This window comes from Xanthobacter autotrophicus (genome assembly GCF_005871085.1).
Classification (GTDB): domain Bacteria; phylum Pseudomonadota; class Alphaproteobacteria; order Rhizobiales; family Xanthobacteraceae; genus Xanthobacter; species Xanthobacter autotrophicus.
In genome coordinates, this window is sequence record NZ_VAUP01000031.1 from 291305 (window position 1) to 306611 (window position 15307).

Annotated in this window: 14 protein-coding genes; 4 read left to right on the forward strand and 10 right to left on the reverse strand. The window is 69.6% G+C overall.

Going from position 1 to position 15307, the window contains the following annotated elements; translation table 11 throughout:
- Window positions 1-312 precede the first annotated feature (312 nt).
- On the reverse strand, window positions 313-1833 hold the full coding sequence (adh, locus tag FBQ73_RS15360) for an aldehyde dehydrogenase (RefSeq protein WP_138400353.1): 1521 nt from the start codon (window positions 1831-1833) through the stop codon (window positions 313-315).
- A 262-nt stretch (window positions 1834-2095) separates the two neighbouring features.
- Between adh and FBQ73_RS15365 the strand changes: the two genes are divergently transcribed.
- Entirely contained in the window at window positions 2096-4156 is a 2061-nt protein-coding gene (locus tag FBQ73_RS15365; protein WP_138400354.1) for a sigma-54-dependent Fis family transcriptional regulator, read from the forward strand.
- 90 nt (window positions 4157-4246) lie between these two features.
- On the opposite strand, the gene FBQ73_RS15370 is transcribed toward FBQ73_RS15365, so the two are convergent.
- From FBQ73_RS15370 to FBQ73_RS15390, 5 genes are all read right to left on the reverse strand, one after another.
- Window positions 4247-5380: an alpha/beta hydrolase family protein gene (locus FBQ73_RS15370; protein ID WP_138400355.1), complete on the reverse strand. Its 1134-nt coding sequence runs from the start codon at window positions 5378-5380 to the stop codon at window positions 4247-4249.
- Between the two features lie 193 nt (window positions 5381-5573).
- Entirely contained in the window at window positions 5574-6107 is a 534-nt protein-coding gene (locus tag FBQ73_RS15375; RefSeq protein ID WP_138400356.1) for a winged helix DNA-binding protein, read from the reverse strand.
- Between the two features lie 368 nt (window positions 6108-6475).
- On the reverse strand, window positions 6476-6850 hold the full coding sequence (locus tag FBQ73_RS15380; RefSeq protein WP_138400357.1) for a hypothetical protein: 375 nt from the start codon (window positions 6848-6850) through the stop codon (window positions 6476-6478).
- 151 nt (window positions 6851-7001) lie between these two features.
- The gene (locus FBQ73_RS15385) at window positions 7002-7841 is read right to left on the reverse strand and encodes a sterol desaturase family protein (RefSeq protein ID WP_138400358.1); all 840 of its coding nucleotides are present in this window, start codon (window positions 7839-7841) and stop codon (window positions 7002-7004) included.
- A 163-nt stretch (window positions 7842-8004) separates the two neighbouring features.
- Entirely contained in the window at window positions 8005-8313 is a 309-nt protein-coding gene (locus tag FBQ73_RS15390; protein WP_138400359.1) for a hypothetical protein, read from the reverse strand.
- 229 nt (window positions 8314-8542) lie between these two features.
- On the opposite strand from FBQ73_RS15390, the gene FBQ73_RS15395 reads away from it, so the two are divergent.
- Window positions 8543-9259 (forward strand): response regulator, encoded by a 717-nt coding sequence (locus FBQ73_RS15395; RefSeq protein WP_138400360.1) that lies wholly within the window; start codon window positions 8543-8545, stop codon window positions 9257-9259.
- Window positions 9243-10730, forward strand: coding sequence for a sensor histidine kinase (locus tag FBQ73_RS15400; protein WP_138400361.1), 1488 nt, complete (start codon window positions 9243-9245; stop codon window positions 10728-10730). The genes FBQ73_RS15395 and FBQ73_RS15400 overlap by 17 nt, the downstream gene beginning before the upstream one ends.
- Here FBQ73_RS15400 and FBQ73_RS15405 read toward each other — a convergent pair.
- Genes FBQ73_RS15405 through FBQ73_RS15420 form a run of 4 tightly spaced genes read right to left on the reverse strand, consistent with a single transcriptional unit; the run spans window position 10679 to window position 14477 of the window.
- Window positions 10679-12022 (reverse strand): amidase, encoded by a 1344-nt coding sequence (locus tag FBQ73_RS15405; protein WP_138400362.1) that lies wholly within the window; start codon window positions 12020-12022, stop codon window positions 10679-10681. The genes FBQ73_RS15400 and FBQ73_RS15405 overlap by 52 nt on opposite strands.
- Before the next feature lie 35 nt (window positions 12023-12057).
- Window positions 12058-12438 carry a cupin gene (locus tag FBQ73_RS15410; RefSeq protein ID WP_138400363.1) on the reverse strand — a complete coding sequence of 127 codons (381 nt, stop codon included), beginning with the start codon at window positions 12436-12438 and terminating at the stop codon, window positions 12058-12060.
- A gap of 26 nt (window positions 12439-12464) precedes the next feature.
- Window positions 12465-13949: a 4-hydroxyphenylacetate 3-hydroxylase family protein gene (locus tag FBQ73_RS15415; protein ID WP_138400364.1), complete on the reverse strand. Its 1485-nt coding sequence runs from the start codon at window positions 13947-13949 to the stop codon at window positions 12465-12467.
- A 21-nt stretch (window positions 13950-13970) separates the two neighbouring features.
- Complete coding sequence (locus FBQ73_RS15420) at window positions 13971-14477, reverse strand: flavin reductase family protein (RefSeq protein ID WP_138400365.1); 507 nt, start codon at window positions 14475-14477, stop codon at window positions 13971-13973.
- Window positions 14478-14712: 235 nt separating this feature from the next.
- Here FBQ73_RS15420 and FBQ73_RS15425 point away from each other — a divergent pair, with 235 nt between their 5' ends.
- Window positions 14713-15261, forward strand: coding sequence for a MarR family winged helix-turn-helix transcriptional regulator (locus FBQ73_RS15425; protein WP_246089722.1), 549 nt, complete (start codon window positions 14713-14715; stop codon window positions 15259-15261).
- The last annotated feature ends 46 nt before the right edge of the window (window positions 15262-15307 follow it).

Here is a 15307-nt window from a genome sequence, read left to right on the forward strand (position 1 = left end):
GCGCATGGCTGTCGGCCCTCCATTAGAAGGTGGTAAAAGACGCGAGAAGAAAAAACCGGGGGTGGCTGCAACCGGCCCCCGCGCCGAGGACGCGCTCAGTGAGCGCGAGACCAAGAGAAGCGTCGGAAGCTTCTCTTTTGCTGGGTTGGAGACGCATTCACCGCTCCGGCTGCTTCACCTGAACGGGTCCGGCTCCAGGCCACCCCCGGCAAGATGCCCCGGGAGGGGGGCAAACTTGGAAGATGCCGGGTCCGGACGATGCCGAACCCGTCAACAGGCTTCAGAAGAACCCGAGTTCAGAAGAATCCGGGCTCAGAAGAACCCGAGCTTCTTGGGGCTGTAGCTCACCAGGAGGTTCTTGGTCTGCTGGTAGTGGTCGAGCATCATCTTGTGGGTCTCGCGACCGATACCGGACTGCTTGTAGCCGCCGAACGCCGCATGGGCAGGATAGGCGTGGTAGCAATTGGTCCACACCCGGCCGGCCTGGATCTCGCGGCCCATGCGGTAGGCGCGCGAACCGTCGCGGGTCCACACGCCGGCGCCGAGGCCGAACAGCGTGTCATTGGCGATGGAGAGGGCTTCCTCCTCGTCCTTGAAGGTGGTCACCGACACCACGGGGCCGAAGATCTCCTCCTGGAAGATCCGCATGTTGTTGGTGCCAAGGAACACGGTGGGCTTCACGTAGAAGCCATCTGCCAGGTCGCCGTCGAGCAGGTTGCGCTCGCCGCCGGCCAGCACCTCGGCACCCTCGGCCCGGCCGATGTCGATGTAGCTCAGGATCTTGTGCATCTGCTCGGACGAGGCCTGCGCGCCGAGCATGGTGCTGGGATCAAGGGGCGAGCCCTGCTTGATGGCGGCGACGCGGGCCAGCGCCTTCTCCATGAAGCGGTCGAACATGCTCTCCTGCACCAGCGCGCGGCTGGGGCAGGTGCAGACCTCGCCCTGGTTGAGGGCGAACATGACGAAGCCTTCCACCGCCTTGTCGAGGAAGTCGTCGTCGTGGGCCGCCACGTCCTCGAAGAAGATGTTCGGCGATTTGCCGCCCAGCTCCAGGGTCACCGGAATGAGGTTCTGGCTGGCATAGCCCATGATGAGCCGGCCGGTGCCGGTCTCGCCGGTGAAGGCGATCTTGGCGATGCGGGTGGAGGAGGCGAGCGGCTTGCCGGCCTCGAGGCCGAAGCCGTTGACGATATTGAGCACACCGGCAGGCAGGAGGTCGCCGATCAGCTCGGCCAGCACCAGGATGGAGGCGGGGGTCTGCTCGGCGGGCTTCAGCACCACGCAATTGCCGGCGGCGAGTGCCGGGGCGAGCTTCCACACTGCCATCAGGATCGGGAAATTCCAGGGAATGATCTGTCCGACCACGCCCAGGGGCTCGTGATAGTGGTAAGCGATGGTGTCGTGATCGATCTCGGAAAGCGCGCCTTCCTGCGCCCGCACGCAGGCGGCGAAGTAGCGGAAATGGTCGATGGCGAGGGGGATGTCGGCCGCGGTAGTCTCGCGGATGGGCTTGCCATTGTCCCAGGTCTCGGCACGGGCGAGCAGGTCGAGGTTCGCCTCCATGCGGTCGGCGATCTTGAGCAGCGCCAGGGCGCGCTCGGCGGCGGAGGTGCGACCCCAGGCCTTCTTGGCGGCGTGGGCTGCGTCCAGCGCGCGCTCGATGTCGGCTTCATCCGAGCGCGGCACTTCGCAGATCACCTTGCCGGTGATGGGCGAGATGTTCTCGAAATAGCGCCCGTTCACCGGCTCCACGAAGGCGCCGCCGATGAAGTTGCCGTAGCGCGCCTTGAAGGGCGCGGTGTGGTGGCTGGCGAGGAATGCGGGTATGTTCATTATTCCCTCCCGAGAGTTGGTGACGCAGACGGTTTGCAGCGCCCGTGCCAGATCTCGCGGGGGTGGTCGGCGGCTTTATTTGCACTGCGGGAAGATGCTGGCCTGTCTTGATTTTGCCAACGGTGGCCAAGCCTTGCCGGAAGGTCCGCTGGACGCGACACGAATAGTCGTGCCAGACTGACGCACATAAGAACAAGAACTGCGACACCTGTCGCGATTTGCGACAGGTGTTTCAGGGAGAAACGCCAAGCGAGGGACCAAGATGCCTGCTGCGCCGACGCCTGCCGTGTCGACCTCTGCACTGTCGTCCTGCGCCGCGACCGATGCCGTCCTTGCCGCCCGGCGCCGCTTCTTCTCCGGCGCGCCGGTGCCCGAGGACGCGCTGGCGCAGCCCATCCTGCGCTCCTGGACCCGCTGCGCCGCGCGGGGCCTGGGGCCGCAATCCCGCTCGCGGATGGAGCCGCTGACGGACGGCGAGTTCGCCGCCCGGCGCGAGCGCCACGAGGCCCTGCGCCGCCGCTGCCGCCCCGAGCTGGAGGCGCTGCATGCCGCCGCCCGCGCGGCGGACAGCATCGTCATCCTCACCGATCCGTCCGGACTGGTGCTCGACACCGTCGGCAGCGCCGACTTCGCCGACCGCGCCGCCAAGGTGGCGCTGCGCCCCGGCGTGAGCTGGAGCGAGGCTGAGACCGGCACCAACGCCATCGGCACCGCCTTGGTGGAGCGCCGCCCGGTGGAGGTGCGCGGGGCCGAGCATTATGCCGAGGCCAACGGGATCCTCAGCTGTGCCGCGGCCCCCATTCACGACCCGTTCGGGGAACTGGTGGGCCTGCTCGACCTGTCGGGTCCGGCCTCGGTGCCGCATCTGCATGCGCTGGCGCTGGTGGAGCTGGCCGCCGGCCAGGTGGAGCACCGCATGTTCGAGGGCGCCTTCCCCGACCATAGCCTGGTGCGCTTCCATGCCGACCCGAGCTTCCTCGGCACGGCGCGGGAGGGCATCCTGGTGTTCGAGGATTATCGCCTCGTCGCCGCCAACCGGCCGGGCCTCGCCCTGCTCGGCCTCGGCTGGGATGCCTTGGGCGCCAAGCGCTTCGGCGACCTGTTCGAGGGCAGCCTCGGCAAGGCAGGGGAAGAGCGACGGGTGCGCACCCGCCGCGGCGACGTGGCCATGCGCCTCGAACGGCAGGGCCTGCCGGTGCGCACCATTGCGCCGCGTTCCGCACCTGCCGTGGAGCGTCAGCCCGCGCCTGTGCCCGCGCAGCCGCCCGCCCCGACGGGCCCGCGCTTCGATGCTGCTACGGAACGCGACCTCGGCCGCGCCGTGCGCCTGATGGAAGCCGGCGTGCCGGTGCTGATCCAGGGCGAGACCGGCGTCGGCAAGGAAGTGTTCGCCCGCCAGATCCACCGGCGCGGCAACCGGGGCGCCAAGGCGTTCGCGGCGGTCAATTGCGCGGCCCTGCCCGAGGGCCTCATCGAATCCGAGCTGTTCGGCTACGAGGAAGGCGCCTTCACCGGCGCCCGTCGCGCCGGCTTCAAGGGCCTGTTCCGCGAGGCGGACGGCGGGGTGCTGTTCCTCGACGAGATCGGCGACATGCCGCTCTCCCTCCAGAGCCGCCTCTTGCGCGTGCTCCAGGAGCGGGAGGTGACGCCGCTCGGCGGCGGGCGGCCGGTGGCGGTGGATTTCGCCCTCGTCTGCGCCTCCCACCGCGACCTGAAGCAGCGGGTGGAGGAGGGCAGCTTCCGGGCCGACCTCTATTTCCGCATCGCCCAATATACGGTGACGCTCCCGGCGCTGCGCACGCTTGCCGATCGTGAGGCGCTGGTGGATCGCCTGTGGGCGGAGCTGGCGGGGACCGGCCCCGCTGCGCCGTCGCTTTCGGCTGAATGTCGGGCTGCGCTCGCCGGCCACGGCTGGCCGGGCAATTTCCGCCAGCTGGTGGGTGTCCTGCGGGTGCTCCACGCGCTGGCGGAGCCGGGCGAGATCCTGGGCGTCGATGCCCTGCCGGCGGACGTGCGCAGCGCGCCGCTGGAATGGCGCGGCGCCGGCCGGCCGGCGGAGATCATGCCCGCCCGAGCCGAGGCGGACACTGCCCCATCGCAGGATTTTGGCGCCCGTGATCTTGGGGCAGGTGATCTTCGGGCAGGTGATCTTCGGGCAGGTGACCTTCGGGCAGGTGATCTTGGGACGGTGACGCGTGCGGCCATGGACGCGGCCCTGGCCGCCAGCGGCGGGAATGTCTCCCAGGCGGCGCGCCGGCTCGGCATCCACCGCAGCACCCTGCATCGCCATCTCGCCGGCCGGGGAGCCCGCGGCGGGCATTGATGCCGAGAGGGCCCGGCTTTCATCGGCTCCGCAAGGGCAACAGGCCGGTGCATCGCGCGCCCTCGCTTCTGCCGTGAGAGCCCCGCCCGATCAGGTCACCGGCCGGGCGGCCTCGCCAGCCTGCATCACCTCGGCGAGGGCGGGAAGCACGCTCTCGCGCATGCGGCGGCCGTAGAACAGCGCGAAATGGCCCGCGTGGGGCACCACCATCTGGCGCTTCAGGCCGGCTGGAATGTTCACGCACAGATCGTGGGCGGCCTCGGTCTGGGTCCGGGCCGAGATGTCGTCCACCGCCCCCTCCACGGTGAGGAGGGCGGTGGTGGACAAGGCCTGCGCCCGCACCGCGTGCCCGGCGACGGTGAGGCGGTCGCGGGCCAGCGCATTCTCCCGGAACACGGTGGCGACATTCTCCATGAAGAACTCGCCGGCCACATCCATCATGTTCCAGCACAGCCGCGCGAGGGGAAAGCGCATGGGATCGTCGCCGTCGTCGAAGGCGAGGCGGAACGGCAGGTCGCCGCCCGTCATGCCCTGGCGCCACAGATAGAGGGCGAAGGCGTCGATCTGCCGCCAGGCGGGAAAGATGCGCCGCCCGGCGCCGGGAAAGGCGCTGGAGACCGTCTCGATCACCTGCTGCTCCAGAGCCTCCAGCGAACGCTCCTGTAGCACGCGCCACAGGCGGGTGGGGTTGCGCGAGGGGTCGATGGGGCCGCCGATCAGGCTGAGGCTCAACGGCGCCGCGCCTGCTTCGGCAAGCAGGCAGGCGGCGGCCAGGGCCGGCAGCGCCCCCTGGCAGACGCCGATGATGTGGATGCCGTCCCCATCCTCGGACAGGGCACGCGCCATCTGCGCGGTCTCCATGCAGTTTTCCGCGAAGCCGAAGCGCCCGGCCGAGACCGGCACATAGCGGGCGTTGGGCCATTCGGTGATCGCCGCCGCGTCGGCGATGTCGAGCAGGGCAACCATCAGGTCGCGCATGAGGAAGGGATAGGCCCCGGAGAGGGGCGCCACCACCAGCACCCGGCGGCGCGGCTGCGGGCTGCGCGAGAAGATCCGCAACTGGCCGAACGGCAGGTGGGCCCCCACCACATCGCGGGCCCCCACCACGTTCGCCACAGTCGCGCCGCTTCCGGCGATGCCGAAGGCTTGGTAGGCCCCCTCGCTCAGGCGCTCGCCTTCGGCGGGCGCACCGAATTGAAGCGGGCGCAGATCGTCAAGCCACATGGTGCCGGGTCATCCTCCAGCTTGGTCGGCGGGCATCATAGGGCCAGATGCACCCGCCGCACCATGGCCTTGGCAGGACAGGCAAAAGTATCCATACCCCGATCCACCAGCCGCTTTCGTCCGGCCCGTGGCGCGGCGCTTGGGCGAGCCCACTTGGCCGCCTAGGCATCGGTCGAAGCCCGGGCCCACGGGGTCAGAGCGAAGCGGCGGCGCGGGCGGCCTGGTCGTAGTGGCCGGAGAGGGTGCGCATGAGGGCGGCGATCTCCGAGAGCGTGTCGGGCGGGACGCCGGTGGCCGCCACGGCGCCGGTGAGCAGGGCCTCACGCACGTCGCGGTAGCGCTCGCAGGTGGCGCGGCCCTGCTGCGAGGCGATAAGGGTCTTCTCCTTCCCCCGCCGACCAGAGGTGACGAGGCCGAGGGCCTGGAGCTTCTTTGCCGCATAGGTGACGAGGTGGGTGTCCTCCACGTCCAGCACGAGGCACAGGTCGGCGATGGTCTTCGGCCGGTCGCGATGCACCACGTGGTGGAGCACCTGCACGTCGAGGGGCGACAGGTCCGGCACGCCGGCAGCCGCCATGCAGCGCACCATCCAGCGGCCATAGGCGTGGGTGAGCATGTTGAGGCCGAATTCGAACTCGGAGAGCGCGGGCAGGGTGCCGGTGGCGAGGTGGGCGGAAGAGACGATGGCGGGGCCGGGGCGGCCGGCTTCCCTGATGCTGTCACTCATCGGCTCACCCCACCGGCGGGATTGGCCACCGCAGGGCTGGCCACTGCCACGGGCGCTGCCATGGGCAAGCCAGGCGCCACGGCAGCCCCCATTCCGTAAGGAAAACCCGACAGAGTGCCCATGGTGTTCCTCATCTCTGGCGGGCGCGGCCGTTCGGTGGCGTCATCACGGCGGGCGGCTGGTCCCTCGCGGCAGGATTGTTGAGTGATCTCGATAACTCGTCAACGAACTATCGATGTTTCTTCTTGGTGGGCTCCGGCGCCTAGGCGATCGTAGGGAATTCGGGCGGGAACAGCCGAGCGGATCGCCAAGCAAAAAGGGCGCCCACGTGGTGGACGCCCTTTGCTGCAGTGCGTTGGATGGGTGGCTCAGAAGGAGAGCGCGCCGACCTTCTCGACTTCCACGTGGTCGGCCACGCGGCTGATCTTCAGGGTGGTGCCGCTGCGGCCCACCGGGCCGGGCAGGGAGATCACCTGCTGCTGGCCGGGCTGGAGCAGCGTGGACACGCGGATCACGGCCGGAGCGGCGTTGGGCTCGGCGGCGGCATCGACGGTGGTGATCACCTCGTAGCCCTTGGCATCCTTGACCCAATAGGTCACGGCGGAAGCCTTGCCACCCAAGTGAGTCACGATGGCCTGACGCTCCGCGGGAAGCGGCTCGCCGGCGAAGGTGGTGGCGGCCACGGTCACAGCCGCCGTGGCAAGGAGGCCGGCCGCGCCGACGATCTTGAGGATGTTGTTCATGTCAGCCTCTGCGCACGCGTGCGGCCGACGGCCTAGGTTTCGGTGCGCTTATCTGCGTTGAACATATCGTGATTGTTGCAATGCACAATCCGCATTTTCCGCAATACAGAAATGCATTCCATTCATGTCAGGCGCCACCCTGATACCGATTCTACCCGGGCGGCCCGAACAGGACGCGTAGCTTGCCGCCCAGTCCCGGAGTTCGCCGGGCATCGCGAAACAGGGCGATCCACTCGCGGACCACGATGGCGAGCGGATTGCGGCTGCTTGTGGCTCCGGCGACGCCGAAGCTCAGCGGTTCATCATCCGGGGCCTCGGCGAAGGTGCCGAACAGGCGGTCGAACACGATGAGGACGCCGCCGAAATTGCGGTCGATGACGCTGGGATTGGACGCGTGGTGCACGGCGTGGTGGCGCGGCGTGTTCAGCACCCATTCCAGCGGGCCGAGATGGGGCGGCCGAGCCAGATGCAAGAAGAACTGGTAGGCCAGCCCTGCGCCAAGCACGCCAAACACGGCGAGGGGCGGAAAGCCCAGCGCCACCAGCGGCAGGTAGAACAGGAGCCCTCCGGTGAGGGGGCCGCCCCAGCCCAGCCGCACCGCGGCGGACAGGTTGAGACGCGTGGCCGAGTGATGCACCGCGTGTGTCGCCCACAGCCAGCGCACCTTGTGCATGGCGAGGTGGTGGAGGAAGTAGCAGAATTCCACCGCGAGGAAGAGCGCCGCCCAGGCCGCGACGCCCTGCATGGGAATGTCCAACAGGCGGTGCTGGTGGATCAGGATCGCTGGCGCGGCGGCCAGCGATGCGGTGAGCGCGCCGATAATCTTGTTGCCCGCCGCGATGGCCAGGGAGGCGGCGGTCTCACCAGCGTCATGGCTGTCCACGTGGTTCACCTTGTGGAATAGGTATTCTGCTGCCATCAGGGCGAGGACGATCAGCGCGAAGCCCCCGGACTGGGGCAGGATGGCGCCGTTGGTAAAAAAGCCGGACATGGCTTCACCTCTTGCATGTCGAACGCCCCCCGCCGCGCCCCGCGTGCCGTGTCCGCGCGCCGGCCTCGGGCAGAGCGTCCGGCCGTACAGGTCGACCGGGCCGCGGCTTTGGGGCGGATCGCCGCGGCCCGGCGCTCCGGGCGGTGAGGCCCGGAAGGGGGGCTCAGTAGCGCGACACGGTGCCGGAGCGGCTCACGCTGTTGCCGTAGGGCCCGGTGGTGGTGCGGGAATAATTGTAGGTGCCCGGCGCCGTCCGCGTGACACTTCCGGAGCGCGCCACCGAGCCGCCATAAGGGCCGGTGGCGACAGCGCTGCGGCTGCAAGTGCCCCCGGCGCAGCCGCCCGCTGCGGCGCTGCTGTAGGTGCCGCGCGGCGTGGTGGTGGAGCCGGTCCGCGTCCAGGCGGCGGCCTCGGTGACGGCGGCGATGGAGACGACGGCGGTGAGGGAGAGGGCGAGCACCGTGCGGTTCATGTCTGACTCCTGGTGGTTCAAGCGCGACGGATGAACCCCATCTGTCGCGGGCCGGGTGAACGGCGAAGCCCTGATCCGCAGGGATGGACCGTGTCGCCCGTTTGCAATGACGCCACCTTCAGTCGCGGCCGTTGCATCGGATTTGCACCGGGGTGAGGCGCTGTAACGTTTTGTAACCGACGCTGCCGCGCGTATTGCTGGCTGCTCCCGGCTTGGCGACACTCCCCTCATGGCCCAGCGCACCCTTCTCCTCGTCGAGGACGATCGCGAAATCCGCTCCCTCCTCGCCGATTTCCTCGGACGGGAGGGCTATGGCGTGCTGGCGGCGGAGGATGGCGCCGCCATGGACCGCCTGCTTGCCACCACGCGGCCGGACCTGGTGGTGCTGGACCTGATGCTGCCGGGGGAGGACGGGCTTTCCATCTGCCGGCGGCTGCGGGCGCGGGGTGGGCTGCCCATCCTCATGCTCACCGCCAAGGGCGACGACGTGGACCGCATCGTCGGCCTCGAAATGGGGGCGGACGACTATCTGGCAAAGCCGTTCAACCCGCGCGAGCTGCTGGCCCGCATCCGCGCCGTGCTGCGACGGGCCGAGGGGGCCATGCCGCAACCCCAGCTCCCCTCGCGACGGGTCGCTTTCTCCGGCTTCGTGGCCGATCTCGACGCGCGCAGCGTGGAGCATGCCCAAGGCGTGGTGCTGGAGCTCACCTCCGCCGAATTCGAGCTGCTCGCCTGCTTCCTGGAGCGGCCCAAGCGCGTGCTCTCCCGCGACCAACTGCTCGACTGGACCCGCGGGCGCAACGCCGATCCGTTCGATCGCACCATCGATGTCTCGGTGAGCCGGCTGCGGCGCAAGCTCGTCATCGCCGCGCCGGAGGCGGCCCTTCTCATCAAGACCGTCCGCAATGGCGGCTATCTCTTCGCCGCCGATGTCCGCACCCTCTGAACCCGCCCCTGGCACCAAACGGGAGCTTCGCCCCAAGGACCGCGGCACGGACCGCGGCACCGACCGCTCCTGGCCCCGCTTCGGCATCGCCGCGCGTATCGCGGTCATCGTGGTCGGCGCACTGGTGGCGGTGCAGGTGCTGATGTTGGTGGCCTATATCACCGAGCGCCGCAGCGCCGCCCCCCTCGGCCCCTTCGTGCCCATGCTGCAGCGGGTGGCGGCGCTGGCCCAGCTCCTTGGCGAGGTGAGCCCCAGCCAGCGCGACCTCGCCTTGCGCGCCACCACCGTGTCCGGATTCGCGCCGGTCTATGGGGTCGAGCGCCCGCAGGTGGAGACGCCGGCCTATCTCGGTTTTGCCGCGGCCCGGATCCGCCAGCTCATGGGCGGCCCGCCGGATCGTTTTGTGGCACTGGCTCTCATCGGCGGGGAGGCAGCGGGGCTCGGCAGGGTGGAGCGCCTGCGGGACCTGCGCGGGGCGCGGCTCCGGGTGGTGGTGGCGCTCGATGGCGGCGGCTATCTCGACGTGCTGGCGGGCGGTGACCTGACGGTTCGCCTGCTCGGCCTGCCGGTGGGGCTGATCGCCGGCATCCTCGGCTTCCTCGTGGCGCTGGTCGCTCTGTTCGCCGTGCGGCGGGAGACGCGCCCGCTTTCCGATCTTGCCGCGGTGGTCGAACGCTTCGGCGCGCGGCTGGAGCCGCTGGAGGTGCCCGAGCGCGGCGCGCCGGACGTGCGGCTCGTCATCCGCGCGGTGAACGCCATGCAGGCGCGCATCGCCGAGCTGGTGCGCATGCGCACGCTGGTGCTCGGCGCCATCAGTCACGATCTGCGCACCTATCTCACCCGGCTGCGGCTGCGGCTGGAGCTGCTGCCGCCGGGGCCGCAGGTGGAGAAGGCGCAGGCCGACCTCGCGGGGATGCAGGCGCTGGTGGACGACGCCCTTGCCTTCGCCCGCGCCACCTTTGCGCCGGCCTCAGGCGAGCGGGTGGATCTTTCCGCGCTCGCCCGCGACGAATATGAAGCCCATCTTGCTGAGGGAGGCGCGGTGAGCTTGTCCGACGCCGATGGCCCCCTGCTGGTGGATGGCACGCGCGGGGCGCTGGCGCGGGTGCTGGCCAATCTCGTAGGCAACGCCCTGGCCTATGGTCAGTGCGCCGACATCACGCTGCTCGATCTCGGCGACCAGGTGGAACTGCGCGTGGACGATCGCGGACCGGGCATTCCGCCGGCCGAGCGGGCGAGCGTGTTCGAGCCCTTCTACCGGGTGGAGCCCTCGCGCAGCCGGGAGAGCGGCGGGGCGGGGCTCGGTCTCACCATCGTGCGGCAGATCGTGGAGGGGCACGGCGGCGAGGTCGTCATCGCCGACCGCCCCGGCGGCGGCGCCCGCCTGCGGGTGCTGCTGCCGAAGACGGGTGTCGGCGCTCAGTCGGCCAGCGCCGCTTCCACCCCCGCCGCGACGGCGAAGAGGGATTGATCGGTCCCCGGCGCGCCGGCCAGCATCAGGCCCACCGGCGCGCCGGGGAGGGGCAGGGAGATGGCGCAGCCGTCGATCATGTTGATGAGGGTGGGGTTGCGCAGGGCCAGCAGGTTGGCGCGGCCATAGGCGTCGTCGTCGGTGGCGAGATCGGCGATCTTCGGCGGCAGGATGGCCACCGTGGGCATCACCAGCGCGTCGAAGCCTGCGAGCCGCGCAGCGGCCCGCGCAACCAGCGCCCGGCGCGCGGCTACCAGCTCCACGTAATCGGCGGCGGACTGCTCCGCCCCGCGCTTGATGCGGCCGGCGACGCGCGGGTCGTAGGCGTCGGCCTTCTCCGCCAGCAGGCGGCGGTGCACCGCATAGCTCTCCGCCGCCGAGAAGCCGCCCTTGGCGTTGATGGTGGCCACTTCGCCGAATTCCGGGAAGGGGGCGGAGACGATGTGCGCGCCGGCCCGCGCCAGCGCCTCCACCGCCGCCTCGAAGGCTTTCGCCACCTCGGGATCGAGCCCGTCCAGCGCCACGGTGGTGGGCACCAGCAGGCGCAGCCCCTTGACGGGGCGCACCGCCAGCGGCGCCGGCTCGACGCCTGCGAGGATAGCGTCCAGCGCCGCGCAGCAGGCCACCGAGCGGGCGATGGGGCCGATGGAATCCAGCGTCGTGGAGAGCGGGAAGGCGCCCTCGCGCGGCACCCGGCTGGCAGTGGGCTTGTAGCCGGTGATGCCGCAGAAGGCGGCCGGGATGCGGCAGGAGCCGCCGGTATCGGTGCCCAGCGCCGCGTGGGCCATGCCGTCCGCCACCGCCACCGCCCCGCCGGAGCTGGAGCCGCCGGAGACGCGGCCACCCTCAGCCCGCTCGAACGGGGCGCGCGGGTGGCCATAATGCGGGTTCATGCCGAGGCCGGAATAGGCGAACTCGGTCATGGTGTTGCGGCCGAGGAGGACGAACCCCGCCCGGCGCAGGCGCGCAATCGCCGGGGCATCCGCCGTGGCCGGGGCATTGTCCTTCAGCACCTTGGAGCCGGCCGCGGTGACCTCGCCGGCCACGTCGAACAGGTCCTTCACCGAAATGGGGATGCCGGCGAAAGGCGAGGGTGCCGCCCCCGCCTGCCGCAGGTCGTCCTGCGCCTGCGCCGCCTTCAGCGCGCCCTCCCGGTTCACGCTGACGAAGGCGCGGGGGCCTTCGCCGTCGGGGTCCGCGATGCGATCGAGGCAGGCTTCCGCCAGGGCCCGCGCCGTGGTGCGCCCGGAGGCGAGGTCTTCGGCGAGGGCGGCAAGGGTCGGCTGGGGCATGGCGAAGTCCGGGTCAGCAGAAGGGGCGGGCGGGATCAGGCGGGGTCGAAATAGTGGATTTCGAGCAGTATGCAGCCCTTATCCGATTTGAACGGACCATGGAACGCGCCCGGGGGGCGCACCGCATAGGTGAAGGGGGAGAAGCTCTCGCCGCCCTCGCCCTTGTCGTCATTGCCAACGGTGAGGTCGCCAGTGACCAGGAACACCTCTTCCCAATACTCATGCACGAACGGCTTGGTGGTGAAGACGCCCGCATCGAACTTCAGCAGGCGCGTGCGCGAGCCGCTCTTGTTCTCCTCGTCCAGCGCGCCGGAAAGGATCTTCTGCTTGATGCCTTCCGGATAGCCGGGCGGCACTTCCCAGCCGGTGGCGAGGTCGAGGGTGTGGAACTCGTCGTGGATCTTGGTGATGGGCATGGGGGCAGTCCTGCGATGAAAGGGGATCACTCGGCGGCGCGGGCGGCGGGCTGGGCCACCTCGTCGGCGAGGGAATAGGAGGAGAGCATCATGTCGAGCAGGCGCTCGGCGCCGGCCCAGTCATAGGTGCGGAAGGAGTGGTTCTTCACCACGAAGCCGGCGCCCGCATAGAACATCTCGTACTGGGCGTGGCGGGAGGCGAATTCCGAGCCCACCGCGTCCCAGGCGAGCTTGTAGAACTTCACCTTTTCTTCGGCGCTGGCGGCCGGCGACTGCTGGGTCTTGGCGATGAGGGCGGCCAGCTCCGGGTTTTGATAATCCTGCACCGAGGAGGGCAGCATGATCATGCCGCCGCCGGCCAGTTCGCGAAGGCTGGTGATGAACTTGCCGTAGAGCTGCTGGGTCAGGGTCTGCGCCGCATAGAGGGTGTGGCGGTCGGGCACGAAATAGGGGCCGTAATAGCTGCCCTTGGCCTCCATGGCGGCCACGAAGGCATCCACCATGGCGGCCTCGGCGGCGAGCTGGCCCAAGGTCTCGCGCACTTGCGGGAAGCCGGTGGTGCCGTTCACCTCGGCGGTGCGCCGGGCGATGGCGAGCAGGAATTTCAGCTTCACCGACAGGCGGATCTGGGCCTGGTAGTTCTGGTAGACATGGGCCGGGGTGGCATGGAACTGCCGGCCGGTCATGGCGATGTCGCCGGCGATGAAGACGCGGTCCCACGGCACCTTCACGTCGTCGAAATACAGCACAGCGTCATTCTCGTCGAAGCGGCTCGACAGGGGATTGTCGAACACCGACGGGGCGCCCGCCTCATAGGACTTGCGCGACAGGATCTTCAGGCCCCTGGTATTCATGGGAATGGCGAAGGAGAGGGCATAGGCCTCCTCGCCCTTCTGCAGCGGCTGGATGCAGGTGACGAACACTTCGTTGGCCATGATGCCGCCGGTGGCCAGCATCTTGGCCCCGCGCACGGTGATGCCCGAAGTATCCTCGTCCACGATGGCGGCGGAGAGGAACGGGTCGGCCTGCTCGGCCGCGTTCTTGGAGCGGTCGGCCTGCGGGTTGATGATGACGTAGGTGAGATAAAGATCGTTGTCGCGGGCGTGGCGATAGTAGTCGCCAAGCGCCCGGGCGCGGGCCGGGTCGTACAGCTCGAACTGGTCGAGGCCCATGTACATGCCGGAGATGCAGGACGCCACATGGTCCGGCGCGCGGCCGAGGAAGCCGGCGTGCAGCTCGGTCCAGGCCTCAAGGCCCCGGCGGCGGGTCTTCAGCTCGTCATAGCTGGTAGGCAACTGCCAGATGCGGTTGGCGAGCGTGCCGGTGTCGGTCTCGAAGGTCATCAGCGCGCGGTTGTCCGGCGCGCTGTGGAAGTCGAACATGCGCCCCACCGAGGCCACCGCGCGGCGGAAGGCGGGGTGGGCGGTGGCGTCGGAAATCTTCTGGCCGTCGAGGAAGATCTCGCGGCCGTCCCTGAGGCTGGCGATATGGGCGCTGCCGGTCTTGATCATGGCTGGTGCTCCGGAAGGGGGTCAGGACGCGATGGCCGAAAGGCTGCGATAGCGTCCGGCATGGAAGACGAGGGGGGCCGCCTCGGGCTCGCAGCGGTGTGCGAGGACGCGGGCGATGAAGATCTCGTGGTCGCCGCCGTCATGGATGGCGTGGGGCGCGCATTCCAGATGCGCCGCCGCCTCCGCGATCAGCGGCGCGCCGCCGGCCCCCCGCAGGTGCGCCACCCCGGCCCATTTCTCCCCCTGCGCGCGGGCGAAGCGGCCGGAGAGATCCTGCTGGTGGTGGGCCAGCACGGAGATGCCGTAGGCGCGCGCGGACTTCAGCGCGGGCAGGGACAGGGCGGCCCGCGCCACCGAGAACAGCACCAGCGGCGGATCGAGGGACACCGCGTTGAACGAACTCATGGTCATGCCGACGAGGGTGCCGTCCTCGCCCTCGGCGGCGACGATGGCGACGCCGGTGGCGAAGGCGCCGAGGGTGCACCGGAAGGCGCGGGTGTCGAAGGGGTCTGCTGGGATGGCCGACATGGGGCAATGTCCGCTTCAATTAGCTTTGTAACAAAGCTATTATGAAGAGGCGATAGACGTCAAGCCGATTCCGCGCCTATGAAGCGCGAACACGATACGTCTGCGTCGGGGCAAGGCGGGTCGGGACCCGGCGGTTCAGGGATTGCGCCCGCCGTCCGATCCGCGCCCGCCGCCGGCCCGGCTAGGGAGCGCCCGCATGCCGCAATCCACGTCCAAAGTCCGTCGGCGACTGCCTTTGACCGCGTCCCGCGCCGCCCTGCTCGTGAACGGGTCGGATCTCGAATTCCGCGAGATGGTGCACAACATGCTGGCGTTCGCCGCCGCCCTGCAGGAGGTGCGCAACCGGCTCGGCGGCCTCATCGGGCTGTCGGGCACCCAATACACCATCCTCAATTCCATCGCCCGGCTCAGCCGGGGCACGCCGGAACTGGGGGTGAACGCGCTGGCGGAACACCTGCACCTGTCGGGGGCGTTCGTGACCATCGAGGTCAACAAGCTGGTGCAGGCCGGCCTCGTCACCAAGGTGCCGAACCCGGATGACCGCCGCCGCGTGGTGCTGGCGGTGACCGTGGAGGCCGAGCGCCGCCTCGCCGAGCTGACGCGCGTTCAGGTGCCGGCCAACGACGCTTTGTTCGAGCCGCTCTCGGCGGCCGATTTCAAGGCGCTGCGCGCCATCATCGCCAAGCTCGCCGGCACCGGTGAGCGCACCCTTCGGCTCATCGAATATCTCGCGCCCAAGGGCACGCTGGACGATGTCGCCGACCACCTGCCGCCGGTGGTGTAAGGGGCTGCGATCCGGAAGCTGGAAAACCGGCCGGACGGCGACTCAT

Coding starts and splice junctions, on each gene's coding strand:
- FBQ73_RS15385 (WP_138400358.1), bottom strand. CDS start 7,841: ATGTCCGGCTTTTTTACCAACGGCGCCATCCTGCCCCAGTCCGGGGGC.
- FBQ73_RS15375 (WP_138400356.1), bottom strand. CDS start 6,107: ATGAGTGACAGCATCAGGGAAGCCGGCCGCCCCGGCCCCGCCATCGTC.
- FBQ73_RS15415 (WP_138400364.1), bottom strand. CDS start 13,949: ATGATCAAGACCGGCAGCGCCCATATCGCCAGCCTCAGGGACGGCCGC.
- FBQ73_RS15365 (WP_138400354.1), top strand. CDS start 2,096: ATGCCTGCTGCGCCGACGCCTGCCGTGTCGACCTCTGCACTGTCGTCC.
- FBQ73_RS15380 (WP_138400357.1), bottom strand. CDS start 6,850: ATGAACAACATCCTCAAGATCGTCGGCGCGGCCGGCCTCCTTGCCACG.
- FBQ73_RS15390 (WP_138400359.1), bottom strand. CDS start 8,313: ATGAACCGCACGGTGCTCGCCCTCTCCCTCACCGCCGTCGTCTCCATC.
- FBQ73_RS15370 (WP_138400355.1), bottom strand. CDS start 5,380: ATGTGGCTTGACGATCTGCGCCCGCTTCAATTCGGTGCGCCCGCCGAA.
- FBQ73_RS15395 (WP_138400360.1), top strand. CDS start 8,543: ATGGCCCAGCGCACCCTTCTCCTCGTCGAGGACGATCGCGAAATCCGC.
- FBQ73_RS15400 (WP_138400361.1), top strand. CDS start 9,243: ATGTCCGCACCCTCTGAACCCGCCCCTGGCACCAAACGGGAGCTTCGC.
- adh (WP_138400353.1), bottom strand. CDS start 1,833: ATGAACATACCCGCATTCCTCGCCAGCCACCACACCGCGCCCTTCAAG.
- FBQ73_RS15420 (WP_138400365.1), bottom strand. CDS start 14,477: ATGTCGGCCATCCCAGCAGACCCCTTCGACACCCGCGCCTTCCGGTGC.
- FBQ73_RS15405 (WP_138400362.1), bottom strand. CDS start 12,022: ATGCCCCAGCCGACCCTTGCCGCCCTCGCCGAAGACCTCGCCTCCGGG.
- FBQ73_RS15410 (WP_138400363.1), bottom strand. CDS start 12,438: ATGCCCATCACCAAGATCCACGACGAGTTCCACACCCTCGACCTCGCC.